Raw genomic sequence first — 17,764 nt, 5'->3', positions numbered from 1 at the left:
GTTAGGTATCTTCTCTTACTTTGTGACGTTCAAAGTAATGGGTTCTAACTACGACGCAGCGGTTATGGCGGGTGGTCACTGTGGTTTCGGCCTAGGTGCAACACCAACAGCGGTAATGAACATGGGCTCTTTGGTGAATCGATACGGTCCATCGCCACAAGCCTTCATGGTTGTGCCAATTGTTGGTGCCTTCTTTATCGATATCGTTAACCTGATTATCCTTCAAGGTTACATCTCGTTTATTGGTTAATGTCCGCCTTTGCTTAAGTGCGATAAGCTCATCGCACTAAGATGAATACAAGAAAGCCAGTCTGTTGACTGGCTTTTTTATTGCTTGCTTATACTCGAGTTGCTCTAGTATAAGCATCAAATTTTCCCGAATTTGATGTGCATTTTTGTGTTGAATACAGCCGAACTATGTAATGAGTCGACTGCTTTTACACCTCTGTACTTATGATGGTGAACTGATTTGCAACTCCTTTAGTAAAGGAAATGCAGCCTTGATGTGCTCTCCTGTGACAATGAATCCAACCAACTGGTTATCTTCATTGAAGCCTTTGGTGACAATGCCTTTAGGATCGAATCGAGTTTCCCAGCTCTGAGCTGTGTGAATATCGCGCCCTGCCAGCTGAATCGGGTAACTCGGTGTTTTCACCTTGGTGATCATATGAGGCAAGCTGAGCTTTACTTCACCCACTTTGACCTCTCCTGTATCCATAGTCAGCTGCTTCGCCAACACGTTTGCCGACAAGATTGCTGGCTGAAGATAAGCCATCACACGACCTTCAATTTCAGCGCAATCACCAATCGCATACACATTGTTGGCGCTGGTTTTCAGGGTGTCATCGACCACAATGCCTCTGTTGATGTCTATTCCCGCTTGCGTGGCTAAAGTCGTATTTGGCCTTAATCCTGCTGCGGCAATCACGATATCTGCTCGTATTAATCGAGAGGCGGTAGTTTGCAGCCTGACTCCATCATGAAGGTAAGTCGCTCGACAAATCGCAGAGTCGGTTTCGACGGTAACCCCTGCTTTTGCCAGCTCCCTTTCCAACTCAAGTGAAACGAAAGGCGGCACAAGGCTGTTCAATAGATAACTTGCGGGTTCGATAATCGTGACATCTTTGCCCGCAGTTTGAAGGTCGAATGCAAGCTCGACCCCAATCAAGCCTCCACCAATCACAGTGATGCGTTGTGCGTCATCAACCTGAGCCTTGTGTTTCTCGAACTCTTCCAAGCTATTGAGAGTAATGGTCGCGCTGCGTTTTAACCCTTCCGCTGGTGGTATGAAGGGCGTTGCGCCAGTCGCTAATACCAACTTCGAATAGTGGATGATTTGCCCGTCAACATGAACACACTGCTGCTTGGTATCGATTTCACTGACGAAAGCTTTGGTTTTGATGACCACGTTGTACTGCTCAGCCAATTGCTGAGCGTTATTAACGGCTAACGACTGTGGTGTTTGAGCCTGGCTGAATGCGTGTGAAAGATTCGGTTTACTGTACTCAACCCCTGCATCTGCCGTGATCATGGTAATCGCGACATCTTGGTCAATTTTACGTACCATCTTTATGGTTTGTAGGGCGGCGAAACCACCGCCCACAATCACAATGTTCGACATGTTACTTCTCCACAAACACTTCTTTGCCTAAATGGCATTCTGGGCAAAGGAAATCATCCGGCACTTGTGCCCATGGTGTTCCTGGTTCAACGCCTTGGTAGGGTTCACCCAATTGTGGGTCGTACACCCATTCACACACAGTACAGCGCCAGCAAGTGCAGTCTGCGCTATGTACAGGCTTATCTTGCGCTTCTTCTGGCTTCTGCTCTGCCGTGTCTTTTAGCTCTGTTGGGGTGCTTGTCGGTGCTGATTCAATACGTTGAACGTTGCGCTCAACTTGCTTAGGCTCACTAACCTCGTCCGCATCGGTGCGCCAAACCTCGGCCAGTGTCATCCCGTAATCAATACATTGACGAAGTGCGTCTGTATCTGGTTTCCAGTGGATGTGCTGAGGTGCGCTCACTTCGAAGTTGGCTTCACGTAAGCGAGCATCGATGCGTTTTACTGCGCCGCCAGTCCAGCCTGAAGATCCAAATGCTGCGGCTCTTTTTCCTGCAAAGCGCAGGCCGTGTATTTCTTCAAGTAGCGCGGCGATTTGCGGCATCATCACGTTGTTCATGGTCGATGAGCCAACAAGTACACCCTTCGAGCGGAAGACATTGGCAAGGATGTCATTCTTGTCGTGCTTAGAAATATTGAACACCTTGATTGCCGTTTCTGGGCTGCCTTTACGGATACCCTTAGCGATAGCATCAGCCATCATGCGAGTGTTGTTGGACATGGTGTCGTAGACAATCGTGATGCGATCTTCATTGTAGGCTTTCGACCACTCGTAATATTGTTCAACGATTTGAGTCGCATTGTCACGCCAAATACAGCCGTGAGAAGTAGCAATGACATCGATCGGCACGCCTAAGCTCAGTACTTCTTCAATCTTTGCTTTAACCAGCGGCGCAAACGGTGTCAGGATGTTCGAGAAGTAACGCAGACACTGTTCATGCAGTTCAACTTGGTCTAGCTGGTCATTGAATAGGTTTTCGTCGCAGTAGTGTTGGCCGAAAGCGTCGTTACTAAACAGGACTTCATCACCGGTTAAGTAAGTCGCCATTGAATCTGGCCAGTGCAGCATTTTCATCTCTACGAAGATAAGTTGCTTTCCGTTACCGACATCAAGGGTGTCACCGGTTTTGACGGTTCTGAAATTCCAGTCTGGTTGGTGGTGGTGACCAACAATGGAGGTCACTCCAGCTTCAGTACAATAAACCGGCGTGTTGGGAATTTTAGCAAGCAGCGCAGAGAGAGCGCCTGAGTGGTCTTCTTCAGCGTGCTGGCAAATGATGTAGTCGATCTCATTGATATCGATTTCCATCTCTAGGTTTGCAAGGAATTGCTCAGTAAAGCGATGATCGACAGTATCGACAAGCACTGTCTTCTCTTCACGGATCAGGTACGAGTTATAACTCGTACCTTTGTTCATGTGGTATTCCTTACCGTGGAAGTGCTCGGTTTCCCAATCGTGGACACCGACCCAATGAACATTTGATTTAACGTGAATAGTCATAATGATAATACCTTATTGAAATATCTAAGGCTCTCATTGCACTAGTCGTGCCATGTTTTTAAATTGTTGTTTTGGTTGTGTTTGTTTGATTTTCGAGCTTAGTTTTGAGTCTAAATGACATGTTTGTTTTTGTAATTAAAATGAATCATTAGTGTCAATTAGACATTGTGGTACTTACAGCCTCTTACAGTCTGTATCTGAACAGCATGATAGTTTCAGCTTGTTTAAATAATGTCTGAATAGGAAAAGAAATGTTGAAGAAATTACTTACCTTCGCTGCTTTATTGCCAAGCATGGTTTTTGCTGAGTCAACGGTATATCTAGGTGGTGACTTTCTCACGAATGACTCAAAATACGCCTTTCAATATGGCTTCTACTTTCCCGCAAGTGCTGAGCTTGATTTTGGCTACGAGCTTGAATACGCAAAGTACAGTGATGACGTGCATTCGTTTGGTGTGAATATCAAACCACAGTTCCCATATGGCAATTTTTACTTCGCGCCAATTGGTGGTGTTCATTACTTCAATGATGATATTGATACGGCTTTTGTGTATGGAGCAGAGCTTGGTTACACGCGAGGTGCGATGACATTTAAGACGGGTTATAAAGAAATAAGTGAGGACTTTGAGTACAACGATAATGTGTACGTGGGTCTCGCGGTAAATTTTTAGTTGTTGATAGGTTAGGTTGGTGGTCGGCTTCAGATACAAAAAAGGCCAGACGAGCGTCTGGCCAAATAAAGCAGTGCGATTTGTTTGTGTCAGCTATTACAGATCAGTGTCTGTTATAGCGTAGTCACGACTTCATCAAGAGCTAGGCGCGCTTTTGGTTTGCCGTAGTTGTAGTCTTCGCCGTCTTTGTGGTAGCCGATAGCCAGTGCTACATCAACAATGTGACCTTCTAGTTCCTCAGCAAACTCTTCGCTGATCATAGCTGCGTCTACACCTTCCATAGGCGTTGAAGCGATACCTAGACGAGCGAGTGTGTGCAGCGTGTTACCTAGTGCGATGTAAACTTGAGACTTAGTCCAGTTACCGTTGAAACCTGTTTCGTCTGTGTTCATTTCTGCGAATGCGTAAGCACCTAAGAACTGCTCGTACATTTCAGCTGGTAGGTGACCAGAGCTTACTTCTGTATCAGCACGCTTCGCGAATTTCTCTTTAGTGTACTTAGGATCGTGAGCAAACAGGATCGTGTGTGACGCTTCTTTCGCATGTGGTTGGTTAAACTGGAACATGTTTTCGAAAGTATTGTGGAAGCGTTGTTTTGCTGCGTCACTCTCAATGATGATGAATTTCCAAGGCTGAGAGTTGATAGAAGAAGCTGACAAGCGAAGTGCTTCTTTGATTACTTCCATGTCTTCCGCAGAGATGCGTTTTTCTGCATCGTATTTTTTAGCTGTGTAACGAGTGTTTAGATCAGTAATGATTGGATGAGTCATGTTGAATCCTAATATCTATCAATAATAAATGTTGTAGGGTTTTATGTTCAGTCACGTCAACAATAAACGGATAACCAATTTAAACGAATCTCAATAGATTGAACGTCTAAATAGTTATCGAACATGCCCCAATAAATCGAGTATCTGCGGTAGCTCAAGTCGATGGGTGTAAGATAATAGAAGAATGACTCGGGAAAAATAGCGAACATATCAAATCACTATGGTTAATAATGTCCATAATGATTCAATAAGTGTGATCTTAATGGAGGTGGAATCTCTAGATTCAGTAGCTTAGTACGCTTTGATACCATATTGGCGCAATAATGGCGGAAGCACGTTGTCTAGGTTGGGGATATCTTCTGGCGTGATTTCTATTAAACCAAAACCATGCTCTTCATAGATTTTTCTCGTCGCTTCACGTTTATCTTCGGCGATTGGCGCAGAATCGGTTCCCCAGAACTGGATGTACACTTTGCCACTTGGTAGATAAAAATCGCTGATCACTTCTTTTGATATTGGCAGCGGACGCTCGTACGCATGAACCACTCCTGCCATATAAAGCCAGTTATCGATGATCAGCTCTCCCTTTGAACGAACATAATGCCCATCTAAGCTTCGGTGCTTCGCCTCAAATTTCTGACGAAAACTGGAGAATGACACATCGGTCGAGTGGCTTTCAGCATCATGCCCTAGGAATTCAACAACAGACTGCTTCAAACGTTTATTGCGAACCAGTGAGTCGTGCCATACCACGAATAAGTTTTGAGTCGCTTTGTCTTCTCTTTGTTCACCTCCGGCTTTTAAGCCTGTAGAGGTGACATGCCAACCGTCTTCTTCTTTTGTTATCCAACCAAGCTCGTTGAGCAGTAAGTTGATTTTCTTTGCGCTGAGTTGAAAGGCACTACCAAGCTGGGTGGCGGTGAGTGTTTTCCCTGAGAATGAGTCCAAATCGATAAGCAGTTTCTCTGGCCAGACAATAAAGACACCAAACTTCTTGTGTTCGACATATTCCCCACCAAAGCTTTCTCCCCGTTCTGTGAGAATCCAACGTTCTTGTGAACGCACTATATAGCCCGCTGTTTTTAGATCGCTAAATAAAGCTTTAGCTTCTATGCCTTTTTGTTTAGCGAGTGCGGATGTGGAAATTTTGTCTGACATAGTCTTTTCTCAAATAGCGGAGTGATCAGCTGATGGGTGTTGGAGATATATATGATGCGATAGCGTTGGTAAATACCATATCACATCTATCAATGCTAACTGCAGTCCAGTGGTCTATGTTTTTAGTAGAGCGTTAGGTCTCGTTTTGTATGTTTAGCAAAATGTAGCTCGATCTGTAATTAAATTACAGGTATAGCGATTTTGCTCATCTAGGTGCATATTTTATATACGTGACACGATGTTCTTTTATACGGTTTATATAGATCTTAGATGCTGTATTTTATTAAGTGTGATTTTAATCACTATTTATTTTTAAGTATTACAAAATAAAATGTGATCTTGATCGCGTGTCAATGATATCCATTCTCATTAATTTGGCTTTGTAATTTAAATTCATGGTGTTTTTGTGATCTAAGGTGTGCTTGTTAACCCGAAAGTGTTTTTCGTGTGTGATGGCTATCACGAAAGTTGGGCTAAGGTGCATTTTGGAAATGTTGTGATACATTTTAATCGACTTTTGAGTACACACTTTCGGTCATTTGACCAACCAATACATTACGGGGTTCTACCTATGTTATCACCAGAAGCAAAGATTAAGGTTCAAAACTTTGGTCGTTTCTTATCCAATATGGTAATGCCAAACATCGGCGCATTTATTGCGTGGGGTTTCATTACTGCACTATTCATCCCAACGGGTTGGTGGCCTAACGAAACGTTAGCATCAATGGTTGGTCCTATGATTACATACCTACTGCCACTATTGATTGGTTACACCGGTGGTAAAATGGTTGGTGGTGACCGCGGTGCGGTAGTGGGCGCTATCACAACAATGGGTGTTATCGTTGGTACTGATATCCCAATGTTCATGGGTGCAATGATTGTAGGTCCACTAGGTGGTATCGCAATTAAGAAATTCGATGAAGCTGTTCACGGTAAAGTGAAGAGTGGTTTCGAAATGCTAGTGAACAACTTCTCTGCGGGTATCATCGGCATGATCTGTGCGATCATCGCGTTCATCGTGATTGGTCCTGCGGTTAAGATTCTGTCTGGCGGACTTGCGGCTGGCGTAAACGCAATGGTAGAAGCGGGTGCACTACCTCTAGCATCTATCTTTGTTGAACCTGCGAAAATCCTATTCCTAAATAACGCAATCAACCACGGTATCTTCTCTCCACTAGGTATTCAGCAATCTGAAGAGATGGGTCGTTCTATCTTCTTCCTAATCGAAGCAAACCCAGGTCCTGGTTTTGGTCTTCTACTTGCTTACATGGTGTTTGGTAAAGGTAGCGCGAAGCAATCTGCTGCTGGTGCATCTATCATCCACTTCCTAGGTGGTATCCACGAAATTTACTTCCCTTACGTTCTAATGAACCCACGTCTAATTCTTGCGGTAATCGCAGGTGGTATGGCGGGTGTATTCACTAACGTAATGTTCGATTCTGGCCTTATCTCTCCAGCATCTCCAGGTTCTATCTTCGCAGTCTTACTGATGACGCCAAAAGGCTCTTACATCGGCGTGATTCTATCGGTTATCGCAGCAACGGCAGTATCGTTTGTTGTAGCGTCAATCCTTCTTAAAACATCAGCGCAAGATGATGAGGAAGATTCACTAGAGAAAGCTTCTGCACAAATGAAAGACATGAAAGCGTCTTCTAAAGGTGCAGCAGCAGAAGCAAACGTAAACCTAGCGGATGTAAAAGCAGTTTATGTAGCGTGTGATGCGGGTATGGGTTCAAGTGCAATGGGTGCAGGTCTACTACGTAAGAAAGTAGCAACAGCTGGCCTAGACATTGAAGTGACCAACTACGCAATCAACAACCTACCGGCTGATTCGCAAATCGTTATTACGCATAAAGACCTAACAGACCGTGCTCGTAGCACTGTGCCAGGTGCGATGCATATGTCTCTAAGCAACTTCCTAGACGGCGGCGTATACGACCAACTAGTTGCAGAACTTGCCGATGCTCAAAGTGGTGAAGCGAAAGTAGAAGCTCCGGCTGCAGCAGCTCCAGCGCAAGAAGGCAACAAGCTTGCACTCACTGACGACAGCATCTTCCTTGGCCTTAAAGCGACTCAAAAAGAAGACGCAATCAAGTTTGCTGGCGAACAATTAGTAAAACTTGGCAACGTATCACCAGAATACGTAGATGGCATGTTTGCTCGTGAAGAGCTTGTGTCTACTTACCTAGGTGAGTCTATCGCAGTACCACACGGCACAATCGAAGCGAAACAGTACGTACAAAAAACCGGCATCGTTTTCTGTCAGTATCCTGAAGGAATTCAGTGGGGCGAAGATGAAGATGATATCGCGAAGATGGTTATCGGTATTGCCGCACAAGGCGATGAGCACAACATGGTGCTGATGGCTATTACCAATTCACTCGATGATGAAGAAGCTGTGGAATGCCTACAGAACACAACAAACCCTGCTGATGTTCTACGTATTCTCAACGGAAACTAAAAAGCTCTAGTCAAGCTCCTGAGTGAAGGAGGCCGGTATCCCCCTACTGGCCTCATTTTCGGTCTTAATCTTTCTAACAAGATTCAGTCTGAATAGCTTACTGCTTAATGCCTAGGGCACATCGTCAAGGCATGTTGTTGAGCAGTTAGCTATCTAGATTCAAATATTTATAAGGTCAAAATTATGAAAGCGTTACATTTTGGTGCAGGTAATATCGGTCGTGGTTTCATTGGTAAGCTTCTTTCTGATGCTGGTATGAAGGTTACGTTTGCTGACGTAAATGAAACGGTTGTAAATGCGTTAATTGAACGCCAAGAATACCCAGTTAAGATTGTTGGCGAAGAGTGTGTTGTCGAAGTTGTTAAGAACGTGACAGCAGTAAACTCAGCGACAAGCGCAGTAGTAGATTGCATTGCTGAGTCTGATCTTGTGACGACTGCAGTGGGCCCTACGGTTCTTAAAATCATCTCTAAGTCTATCGCTCAAGGCATTGAAAAGCGTGCAGCAGCAAACAACACAGCACCAATGAACATCATCGCGGCAGAGAACATGGTTCGCGGTACTAGCCAATTAAAAGCAGCCGTGTTAGAGCACCTTTCTGATGAAATGAAAGCGTTCACTGAAGAGCACATTGGCTTTGTTGATTCAGCGGTTGACCGTATTGTTCCACCGGCAGAAGCGGGCGAAACAGACCCTCTAGCGGTAACGGTTGAAACGTTCAGCGAGTGGATCGTAGATCAAACACAATTCAAAGGTGAGATTCCAAACATCCCAGGTATGGAATGCACTGACAACCTAATGGCTTTCGTTGAGCGTAAACTGTTCACGCTAAACACGGGTCACTTGGTAACGGCATACCTTGGTGTGCTTGCAGGTCACGAGACAATCAAAGACTCTATCGAAGATGATGTAATCCGCGCTGAAGTAACGGCAACGATGGAAGAGAGTGGTGCGGTTCTGATTAAGCGTTACGGTTTTGATCCAGAAGCTCACGCTGCCTACATCCAAAAGATTCTAGGTCGTTTTGCTAACCCGTTCCTACGTGATGAAGTAGACCGCGTTGGTCGTCAGCCAATTCGTAAACTGAGCCCGCAAGACCGCCTAGTTAAGCCTCTAAACGGTACATTAGAGTACGGCCTACCGAATGCTCACCTAGTAAAAGCAATCGCTGCTGCGTTCCATTACAAGAACGAAGACGACCCTCAAGCGGTTGAACTTCAAGCAATGTTCGCAGAAAAAGGCTTTGCTGAGACATTAGCGCATTATTCTGAGCTGAATAGTGACTCAGAAGTTGTTAAACTAGCGGAAGAAGCTTATCTAGCATTGAAATGATAAACCATCAAAGTGCCACACCAGTGGCACTTTCTTATTGTCGAGCCGTTATGCCAATACAAACAAGCCATGAAACTGAATTACTCGAAGCCCTTTCGGAAGCTGAGAGTGCTGGCGCCTGCCTAATGGCTGCTTACGATGCATTGGACGACACGGTAGATGCCGTATTAAAAAACATCTTTAAGAAAGACGACACTGCAATTAAGTTCGTTGTAGAACCACTTCTCAACAGTGGTGGGCCGTTAGGCGAGATCATGATTCGTGCTAAGTTGCTACTCGGGCTTGGCGTGATCAGTAAAGAACTCTACGACGATCTCGAGGTTTTCGTTACCTTGAAAGAGTGGGCGAAAATACAGGGTGAAGACACCAGCTTTACAGAAGTTGATGTGATATTTGAGCTCAACAAGGTGCACGCAATTCAGCGTATTATGCCTATCGAATATGACGCGGAGATGGTGGAAACGATGTCTGGCCCAATGCTTGAAATGTTCTTGGGGCGACATAATCAAAAGGTGAAGTCGACGATCGTATTGGCTATCACTGACATTATCACTACCCTATGCCGAGATAACGCGTTGAGCTCTTAGCTCTAGTTTGCAGCCCTGCTTATCTTGTTTCACATCCTACATATCTTGTAGCTGTTGGTTCGTTTCAATACAAAGTTTAAAATGATGGCGGTTTCTCTCGTTGGAGAAATCGCTTTGTTGTTTTTGTTCCTCTAAAAATATCCGATACCTCTCCCCATTAAATACAAAATCAACAGGCACAAAAAAAGCCACATTCAGTGGCTTTTTCTATTCAAGACGCTCTGTTTATTTAGAGAGCCTTTTTATTCAAGACAATCGATTATAGGTCTTGGATGTTCTCAGCTTCTAGCTCTTGGAAGTAGCGTAGAGTCTTAACTTTTAGCTCTTGTTGAGCTGGCTCATCAGCAACGATGATAGCTTTACGGTGCATCTGTAGAGCTGTAACAGTCCACATGTGGTTTACAGAACCTTCGATAGCCATTTGAAGCGCTTGAGCTTTGTTGTGGCCTAGAGAAAGGATCATCACTTCTTCTGCATCTAGAAGAGTCGCAACACCGATAGTTAGTGCGTATTTAGGAACTTGGTTGATGTCGCCATCGAAGAAACGAGAGTTCGCGATACGAGTGTCTTCAGTCAACGTTTTGATACGAGTGCGTGAAGATAGCGAAGAACCTGGTTCGTTGAATGCGATGTGACCGTCGATGCCTACGCCGCCCATGAACAGGTTGATTTTGCCGTATGAACGGATTTTCTCTTCGTATGCCGCACAGTGAGCATCGATGTCTTCAGCTTTGCCGTCTAGCAGGTTGATGTTTTCTGCTTGGATATCAACGTGGTTGAAGAAGTTCTCGTGCATGAATGTGCGGTAAGATTCTGGGTGGTTTGGTTCGATACCAACGTACTCATCCATGTTGAATGTTACAACGTGCTTGAAGCTTACTTCGCCAGCTTTGTAAAGTTCAATTAGCTCAGCGTAAGTAGTTAGAGGTGTGCTACCAGTAGGAAGACCTAGTACAAATGGACGCTCAGCAGTTGGAGCGAATTTGTTGATCGAATCTGCGATATGACGAGCAGCCCATTTACCTACTTTTGCTTTGTTGCTTAATGGAATAAGTCTCATTGATTTTGCCCCTAGAAATAAAATTTTATAGTGTTCCGAAACATTAATTCGCATTATAAAATAAGTTATCCAGTTCCGCTATTGTTTTAGGTCAAGTTTTTGCTTTTTTCGTCGTATCTGTGACTGGAACTCTCAAAATTGCACAATTATTGTATGGATATTTGGTGGCGTTAAACAAGATTAATACGTTTGTCATATACAGCAATATCGATCTAATTCAGCACCTGAAAGGGTTGGTGTGCTTCTAGGTTTTGATACGCTTTTGCGATAATGGCGTCGCTCGAGCCATTGACGAACTTTGGTGTATTAACGTGTTTCGGCGTATAGACAAGCGTTGAGCGTATAGTTGAAGCTAGAAAAATAATGATGGCAATGGAGCGCTATCGTGATAAAAGACAGGGACAGGATGAAGAACGATGAATCTCAGTGGGATGAATACCCATAAGATTGAACGAGAGCCGTGTTTTAGTCACGCTATCGCTATGAATTGTATGTAAATATTGGTAAAAACGGACAGGTTGGCTAAACTTATCAATTACAAAGAAGATGTGTGTTTGAAGGCAAAAAAAAGCCCAAAGTGATGAGGTATCACTTTGAGCGATTTTACTAATCTTCTAACACTAACTCACTTTCGTATTCTTCCCTAGGCACTTCGCCGCGTTTGCAGCCGTTTAGGGTGTGAAAGCGACGGCGTCCACGAGCCAGTTGAATGTACTTCAACCAAACACGCTCTAACTTGGACTTTGCCTTATGAGGGTGAGACAACACTTTAATGAAGTGTTTTTCTTCTGCATTGATTGGTGCTAGTTCACCAGTTTCAAGTGCAAGCATAGTGTCACCAAACAAGGTTAGGATTTCCTCTTCTGAAAGAGTAAAATCACCCGACTTAGCGAACCCTCTCGGGAATTTAATGGTGTCATAAAAACGTTTTTTTCCGTGTCGGAATTCGGTCTCAGACATATCAGCCTCAGTAATGTGGTTAGATAGAAATTAGTGTTTATTGCTCACGCGAAAATATTGTTAAAAGGCTAAAATAGGAAACAAAACGTTTTTGCCTTTACGATAAACAATCCTAGATCGGCTAGTTAGCAGATTTATTACAGAGATGTATTTGATGGATGTGAAAGTATTTAGAACCTTTCTTGAGGTTGCAAGGGTGCGCCATTTTGGGCGTGCAGCTGAAAACTTGTATTTAACACAAGCGGCGGTGAGTGCGCGGATCAAACAGCTTGAAGGCTATTTTGATACTCAGCTCTTCATTCGTGACCGCAATAACATCAAACTCACATCTTCCGGTGAACGTTTGATTGGTTATGCCGAAGTGATGGTGTCTACCCTACAACAAGCCAAATTTGAGCTGTCGTTAGAGAGTGGTAAAGCCTTGCAGTTAACGCTGGGCGGCACGCCGAATATTTGGGATGCGTATCTACAAAACTGTTTAAGTGTGGTAACCGACTCTTTTGGTGGTTACGGCTTTATGGCAGAGGTGATGGGGCGCGAGCAACTGAACCGCAATTTGTTAGAACGAACCTTAGATATGGCTTTCGCGTTCGATCAGATCAAAGCGGAAGAGCTGAACTGTAAAAAAGTCGCTGACTTGGTTTTGGTGTTGGTATCAACGCAGCAAGATGATCTGGAATCTGTATTCCAACATAAGTATGTGTATGTGGATTGGGGAACGCGTTTTGGTTCTGAACACGCAGAACGTCACCCTAAAGTGCCAGCACCTTATCTACGCACCTCTACAGCCCGTATCGCCCTCGATTTCATTTTAGAGAAAGGCGGCAGTGCGTATCTTCCGGTGTCTCTAGTCGAACCTTTTATCGATTCGGGTCAGCTGCATAAGGTGAAAGGGGTTGAAGACTGGTATCGCCCAATTTATCTGAGCTACCGTAAAAGCAGTACTTCGGTTGATGCGATCATGCAGGTTGAGAAGTTGGTTAACGAGATTGACCCATCGACGGCTTACACATTGCAGCAAGCTGCTGAACAAGCGCCTGAGTAACGGCATTCGCGGTAAGCAATGGCTTTGTTGATTAGATTCAATAAAAAATGGCTCCCAACTAATTGTATAGTTGGGAGCCATTTTTGTTTTAAACCAGAAATGTACTTCTTTTCGGAACTAGAGATCGTTTCTAATTCCATAAATATCGTTTAAGCCTGGTATGTGTAGCCTTTATTAAAAGCCCTATAGGTTCATTAGATTCTCAATAGACTCTTCAAGAGAGTGTGACATGTACGAATGGATTTGATTGCCATCCGTTGCGTCAATCTCGATCATAGAAATCCCGTTGTCCGCTTTGTCTTCAAGAAAGCTTAGAGACTGCTCGACTGATTGACTGGTGAGAACCTGTTGATTTGATAAAACAATACGACATGTGTGTAGAACCATAGCCTTTTCCTTTTTATATTCGATAGGTCTCTGCATCTTGGCGTGCTAAGTACCGATCGTTGACGTTGTGAGAAGAATGCCTTCTCTAGGTTAAATTTAGTCGAATTGAATAAAATTAAAACCCTTTTTTGTGATTTATCTAACCTTCACTTCCGAAAGTGGCTAGCGACAATGGTGGTTCACGGTTAACTTTTAGGTATCGGATCAAACGCTATGGTAAATAGGAAGAGTACGGCATGTCGAAAAAGATCAATAACAACAGCACCTTAACCAGTGAACAGTGCCATTTGGCTCGATATGCACGAGATGTTCGCTTTGATGGGATGTTTTTTACAGCGGTGAAAACGACAGGAATTTTTTGTCGCCCGATTTGCCCAGCCACACCACCCAAAGAAGAAAACGTCGAATATTTTTCCCATCAAGCTCAAGCATTGAAAGCGGGGTATCGTCCTTGTTTACGTTGCCGACCAGACAGCGCGCCTTTTTCGCCGGCTTGGAAGGGTGTCGAAACCACTTTCTTGCGTGCGATGCAGCTGATTGATAATGGCGCACTGAATTCAGGATCTATCGTCGACCTTGCAACGCGGTTAGGTATTTCCGATCGTTATTTACGAACCTTATTCGACAATTACATCGGTGTGTCACCCAAGCAATATAGCCTGTACAGCCAACTGATGTTCGCCAAGCAGTTGCTACACACCAGCAGTATGAGCATTACGGATGTCGGCTTTGCTAGCGGCTTCAATAGTACGCGCCGTTTTAATGATGCCTTTCAAAAAGAGCTCCAGCTTTCGCCAACCCAAATTAGGCGAGCCAAGCCAAGTGACACTCTGAGTAATCATATTCAGCTTGGTTTTCATGGACCCTTAGATTGGAACCACTTGTTGGGTTTCTATCGACGAAGAATGATTGAGGGCTTAGAAGACGTTGGTGAAGATTATTATCAGCGTTCGGTAAATGTGAACGGATCAAAGGGTTGGTTCAAGGCGACTTTAGCCAAAGAAAACCGCTTGGATATTGAATTTGAGTTGGATGATATAAGCCAATTAAGAAGCTTGATTGCGAATATCCGCCGGATGTTCGATCTTGATGTCGATATTGCCAAGGTCGAGACGTTTTTTACGACTATCGATCCTAATTTGGTGGCTAAGAGTGGCATCCGTATTCCTGGCGTGTGGAGTGCTTGGGAGGCAGGCGTGAGAGCGATTCTCGGGCAGCAAGTCTCGGTAACGGCGGCGATTGGTCAACTTAACTTATTGGTCAAAGAGCTTTCTGATGAACATGAGAAAGCCAGCTTCCCAACACCAAAACAGATAGCGGACGCTGATGTTAGCTTCTTGAGAATGCCGGGAAGCCGCAAAGAGACCCTAAAGCGTTTTGCCGAATACATGGTCGACAATGAAGCTGAGCATCCTTCCAAATGGATTGAGTTAAAAGGGATTGGGCCTTGGACGATTCAATATGCACTGCTTCGCGGGTTAAGCGAACCTAATCATTTGTTGGTTGGTGACTTGGTGGTGAAGAAGTTTATTGAGCATCGCCCCGCCATCAACCCGGAGAGTGTTTCGCCTTGGGGTAGTTACGCCACGTTCCACTGTTGGAATCAGTCTTAATCGGAATACTAAGCTAGGAGATATCATGGACAACCGTTTTACTTACTATGAGAGCCCATTGGGAACCGTGACGTTACAGGCGAACGATGAAGGCTTGCTCGGCCTTTGGTTTGAAACATATACCACCAAGCCGGAACAGTTAGGTGTTCAAGATGATAGCTTTCCAATCTTTGCATTGGCTATCGAGCAGCTTAACCGTTATTTCTCGGGTGAAGCTATCCAATTTTCTGTGCCGATCGCAGCCAAGGGCACGCCATTTCAGCAGTCGGTTTGGCAGGCGCTGACGACCATTCCTTATGGAGAGACTTGGAGCTATGCACAACTGGCTGATGCGATAGGCAACCCGAAAGCCGTTCGTGCTGTGGGTTTGGCGAATGGCAAAAATCCGGTTTCAGTGATTGTGCCGTGTCACCGTGTGATTGGTAAAAATGGCAAGCTGACCGGGTATGCAGGTGGCGTAGAACGTAAACAGCGCTTATTGGTGATAGAAGGAAGAGAGCAAGACTAGAAAGCGATTTGGCAATGAGCCTGTCGAGATGCTGACTGAAGATCACGTATTACTCATGGTGAAGGCGAGTGGTTCTTAAAATGTGACTTTGCATTAAAATCAACGCTTTCTGGAAAATATCGATTTGGTTGCATATTCTTTGACTATGTTCTCTAGGCAAGGATGCCCAAATGAATAGATTCCCGTTACTAATATCTGGCTGCAGCTCTGTATTATTGCTGACCGGTTGTTTAACTGATACCAGTCGACCTTTCGAGGTTCCACAGCTTGCTCTGTTCAAAGGTATGTATGAGAACGCAGATAATGACAGTTATCTACTTTTTGAATCTGGGCAAGTGACTTATCAAACAACGGACAATTCCGTGACTCGAACCTATCGTGTCGATGATGACTTGATCACCATTGAGTTCAATTCTGGAAGCAGCCGAACTGACTCTAGACTGGTTATGCGCATTCAACATCAGGGCGAGATGTTAACTTGCAACCAATGCCCAGCGATACAATTGAGTAACGTCTGGACACTTGTTGAGAAGCCTCTGAAAGACAGTTCGAATTAGAAAAGCCCACCATTAAGCCATAGGTGAGCCGCGATACTGACGGCATAGCCAATCATGATCACTGGCATCCATTTCAAGTGGCCAAAGAAGGTGTATTTACCATGCGCCGCGCCCATTAACGCCACACCTGCCGCACTACCAATAGATAACAAGCTGCCGCCAACGCCTGCGGTTAAGGTGATCAGTAGCCAGTTACCCATCGACATTTGAGGCTCCATCGATAACACCGCAAACATCACCGGAATGTTATCGACAATCGCAGATAAGATCCCCACCATGATGTTGGCCCAAATTGGATCCCACTGGCTGTACATCACGCCAGAGGCAAGCTCCAAGTAACCAAGCAGGCTCAAGCCACCGACACACATCACCACGCCGTAGAAGAACAGCAGGGTGTCCCATTCGGCATGCGACACTCTTCGAAATACATCAAAGGGCACGACTGAACCGAGCCTTTTCAATGCCCCCTCATCATTGTTGGCAATCGCCACCGCTTTTTTCTTCGCTAGAGAATTTGGCAAGGTCTTACGCAAGAAATAGCCAAAGAACTGTAGATACGCCAGTCCCATCATCATGCCCATCACGGGAGGGAAGTGGAGTACGGCATGGAAAGCAACCGCAGTGCCGATGGTCATGATGAACAACAACACGATGCGTCTTGCACCGCGTTTTAATTCAACGTGCTGATGCACCGTGTCGGGTTGGGTTGTGGGAACAAAGTAAGACATGATCATTGCAGGGACGAGGTAATTCATCACTGAAGGAATAAACAAGGGGATGAACTCACTGAAGCTCACATAGCCAGCCTGCCACACCATCAACGTTGTAATGTCACCGAATGGGCTGAATGCGCCGCCAGCGTTAGCGGCTATCACGATGTTTACACAGGCTAGGTTAACGAATTTAGGGTTAGATCCTGCGACTTTCAGAACCACGGCGCACATCAATAGAGCTGTGGTGAGGTTGTCAGCGATAGGTGAGATAAAGAAGGCCAGAATACCGGTTAGCCAGAACAGAGAGCGGAAATTAAAGCCTTTGCCCACCATCCACGCTTGCAGCGCATCAAACAGTCTTCTCTCTTCCATGGCGCTGATGTATGTCATGGCGACGAGTAGGAAAAGTAGGAGCTCAGCGTATTCCAATAAGTTGTGTTCGAGCGCTTGCTTAGCGACTTCAACAAGGTTGTGTTCTTGGTAGATAAAACCAATGATTATCCAGATCAGGCCTGCTGCAAGTAACACTGGCTTAGATTTTCGGAGCTTTAGGTACTCTTCCATCATCACCACGATGTAGGCGATAACGAAAATGGTCAGGGATAGGTAGCCAGCGAATGAGTTGGTGAGCTTGAGTGGTTCTCCCAACTGAGAAGTGGCAGCACCTGCTACCGTAGAAAAGAGTAACAAAGAGAGAACAGCAGAAAGCTGGATACCTAACATGGATTACGCTCCGAAGTTAATAAGTTATTAACACGGGTAAAAGCGTAGACCTAAATAACCATGTGCAGTGTGATAGATATCTTAATAATTCAATAGA

The 17,764-nt window shown here is 44.8% G+C and carries 17 protein-coding genes; 9 read left to right on the top strand and 8 right to left on the bottom strand.

Annotated features, from left to right (window positions below; genetic code table 11):
* Positions 1-250, top strand: a 250-nt coding sequence (locus IQQ51_RS26975; protein WP_322632750.1) for a sodium/glutamate symporter, incomplete at its 5' end; no start/stop codon positions are given.
* 201 nt (positions 251-451) lie between these two features.
* Here IQQ51_RS26975 and norW read toward each other — a convergent pair.
* Both norW and norV read right to left on the bottom strand, forming a co-directional pair.
* On the bottom strand, positions 452-1,621 hold the full coding sequence (norW, locus tag IQQ51_RS11325; protein WP_193841112.1) for an NADH:flavorubredoxin reductase NorW: 1,170 nt from the start codon (positions 1,619-1,621) through the stop codon (positions 452-454).
* Position 1,622: 1 nt separating this feature from the next.
* On the bottom strand, positions 1,623-3,122 hold the full coding sequence (gene norV / locus IQQ51_RS11320) for an anaerobic nitric oxide reductase flavorubredoxin (RefSeq protein ID WP_193841111.1): 1,500 nt from the start codon (positions 3,120-3,122) through the stop codon (positions 1,623-1,625).
* 251 nt (positions 3,123-3,373) lie between these two features.
* Here norV and IQQ51_RS11315 point away from each other — a divergent pair, with 251 nt between their 5' ends.
* Positions 3,374-3,793 carry a hypothetical protein gene (locus IQQ51_RS11315; RefSeq protein WP_193841110.1) on the top strand — a complete coding sequence of 140 codons (420 nt, stop codon included), beginning with the start codon at positions 3,374-3,376 and terminating at the stop codon, positions 3,791-3,793.
* Between the two features lie 113 nt (positions 3,794-3,906).
* On the opposite strand, the gene IQQ51_RS11310 is transcribed toward IQQ51_RS11315, so the two are convergent.
* Together IQQ51_RS11310 and IQQ51_RS11305 are read right to left on the bottom strand one after the other, a co-directional pair.
* Positions 3,907-4,563, bottom strand: a complete 657-nt coding sequence (locus IQQ51_RS11310) for an NAD(P)H-dependent oxidoreductase (protein ID WP_193841109.1) — start codon at positions 4,561-4,563, stop codon at positions 3,907-3,909.
* A 291-nt stretch (positions 4,564-4,854) separates the two neighbouring features.
* On the bottom strand, positions 4,855-5,721 hold the full coding sequence (locus IQQ51_RS11305; protein WP_193841108.1) for a glycerol kinase: 867 nt from the start codon (positions 5,719-5,721) through the stop codon (positions 4,855-4,857).
* 571 nt (positions 5,722-6,292) lie between these two features.
* Between IQQ51_RS11305 and IQQ51_RS11300 the strand changes: the two genes are divergently transcribed.
* The 3 genes from IQQ51_RS11300 (at position 6,293) to IQQ51_RS11290 (ending at position 10,101) form a co-directional block, all read left to right on the top strand.
* Entirely contained in the window at positions 6,293-8,182 is a 1,890-nt protein-coding gene (locus IQQ51_RS11300) for a PTS mannitol transporter subunit IICBA (RefSeq protein WP_193841107.1), read from the top strand.
* Between the two features lie 183 nt (positions 8,183-8,365).
* Positions 8,366-9,514, top strand: coding sequence for a mannitol-1-phosphate 5-dehydrogenase (locus IQQ51_RS11295; protein WP_009846102.1), 1,149 nt, complete (start codon positions 8,366-8,368; stop codon positions 9,512-9,514).
* Between the two features lie 50 nt (positions 9,515-9,564).
* A complete protein-coding gene (locus IQQ51_RS11290; RefSeq protein ID WP_017065079.1) occupies positions 9,565-10,101 on the top strand; it encodes an MltR family transcriptional regulator in 537 nt (178 codons plus the stop codon).
* Positions 10,102-10,360: 259 nt separating this feature from the next.
* Here the strand turns inward: IQQ51_RS11290 and nagB are convergent, their stop codons facing one another.
* Both nagB and IQQ51_RS11280 read right to left on the bottom strand, forming a co-directional pair.
* On the bottom strand, positions 10,361-11,161 hold the full coding sequence (gene nagB, locus IQQ51_RS11285) for a glucosamine-6-phosphate deaminase (RefSeq protein ID WP_019819998.1): 801 nt from the start codon (positions 11,159-11,161) through the stop codon (positions 10,361-10,363).
* Positions 11,162-11,767: 606 nt separating this feature from the next.
* Entirely contained in the window at positions 11,768-12,121 is a 354-nt protein-coding gene (locus IQQ51_RS11280) for a DUF413 domain-containing protein (RefSeq protein ID WP_019819999.1), read from the bottom strand.
* Positions 12,122-12,275: 154 nt separating this feature from the next.
* Here IQQ51_RS11280 and IQQ51_RS11275 point away from each other — a divergent pair, with 154 nt between their 5' ends.
* Positions 12,276-13,166 carry a LysR family transcriptional regulator gene (locus tag IQQ51_RS11275; protein WP_029405267.1) on the top strand — a complete coding sequence of 297 codons (891 nt, stop codon included), beginning with the start codon at positions 12,276-12,278 and terminating at the stop codon, positions 13,164-13,166.
* Between the two features lie 183 nt (positions 13,167-13,349).
* On the opposite strand, the gene IQQ51_RS11270 is transcribed toward IQQ51_RS11275, so the two are convergent.
* Positions 13,350-13,553, bottom strand: coding sequence for a hypothetical protein (locus IQQ51_RS11270; protein WP_017061519.1), 204 nt, complete (start codon positions 13,551-13,553; stop codon positions 13,350-13,352).
* A 236-nt stretch (positions 13,554-13,789) separates the two neighbouring features.
* Here IQQ51_RS11270 and IQQ51_RS11265 point away from each other — a divergent pair, with 236 nt between their 5' ends.
* The 3 genes from IQQ51_RS11265 (at position 13,790) to IQQ51_RS11255 (ending at position 16,231) form a co-directional block, all read left to right on the top strand.
* Entirely contained in the window at positions 13,790-15,166 is a 1,377-nt protein-coding gene (locus IQQ51_RS11265; protein ID WP_193841106.1) for an AlkA N-terminal domain-containing protein, read from the top strand.
* A gap of 25 nt (positions 15,167-15,191) precedes the next feature.
* A complete protein-coding gene (locus IQQ51_RS11260) occupies positions 15,192-15,674 on the top strand; it encodes a methylated-DNA--[protein]-cysteine S-methyltransferase (RefSeq protein ID WP_048614083.1) in 483 nt (160 codons plus the stop codon).
* A 170-nt stretch (positions 15,675-15,844) separates the two neighbouring features.
* Positions 15,845-16,231, top strand: coding sequence for a hypothetical protein (locus IQQ51_RS11255; RefSeq protein ID WP_193841105.1), 387 nt, complete (start codon positions 15,845-15,847; stop codon positions 16,229-16,231).
* Here the strand turns inward: IQQ51_RS11255 and nhaD are convergent.
* Positions 16,228-17,667 (bottom strand): sodium:proton antiporter NhaD, encoded by a 1,440-nt coding sequence (nhaD, locus tag IQQ51_RS11250; protein ID WP_048610290.1) that lies wholly within the window; start codon positions 17,665-17,667, stop codon positions 16,228-16,230. The two genes, IQQ51_RS11255 and nhaD, sit on opposite strands and share 4 nt — an antisense overlap.
* Positions 17,668-17,764: the final 97 nt, after the last annotated feature.

Origin of the sequence: Vibrio sp. OPT18 (assembly GCF_015163615.1) — a bacterium.
Classification (GTDB): Bacteria; Pseudomonadota; Gammaproteobacteria; order Enterobacterales; family Vibrionaceae; genus Vibrio; species Vibrio coralliirubri.
Note: the sequence above shows the minus strand (reverse complement) of the source record. Positions and strands in the feature narration are given on the sequence as shown.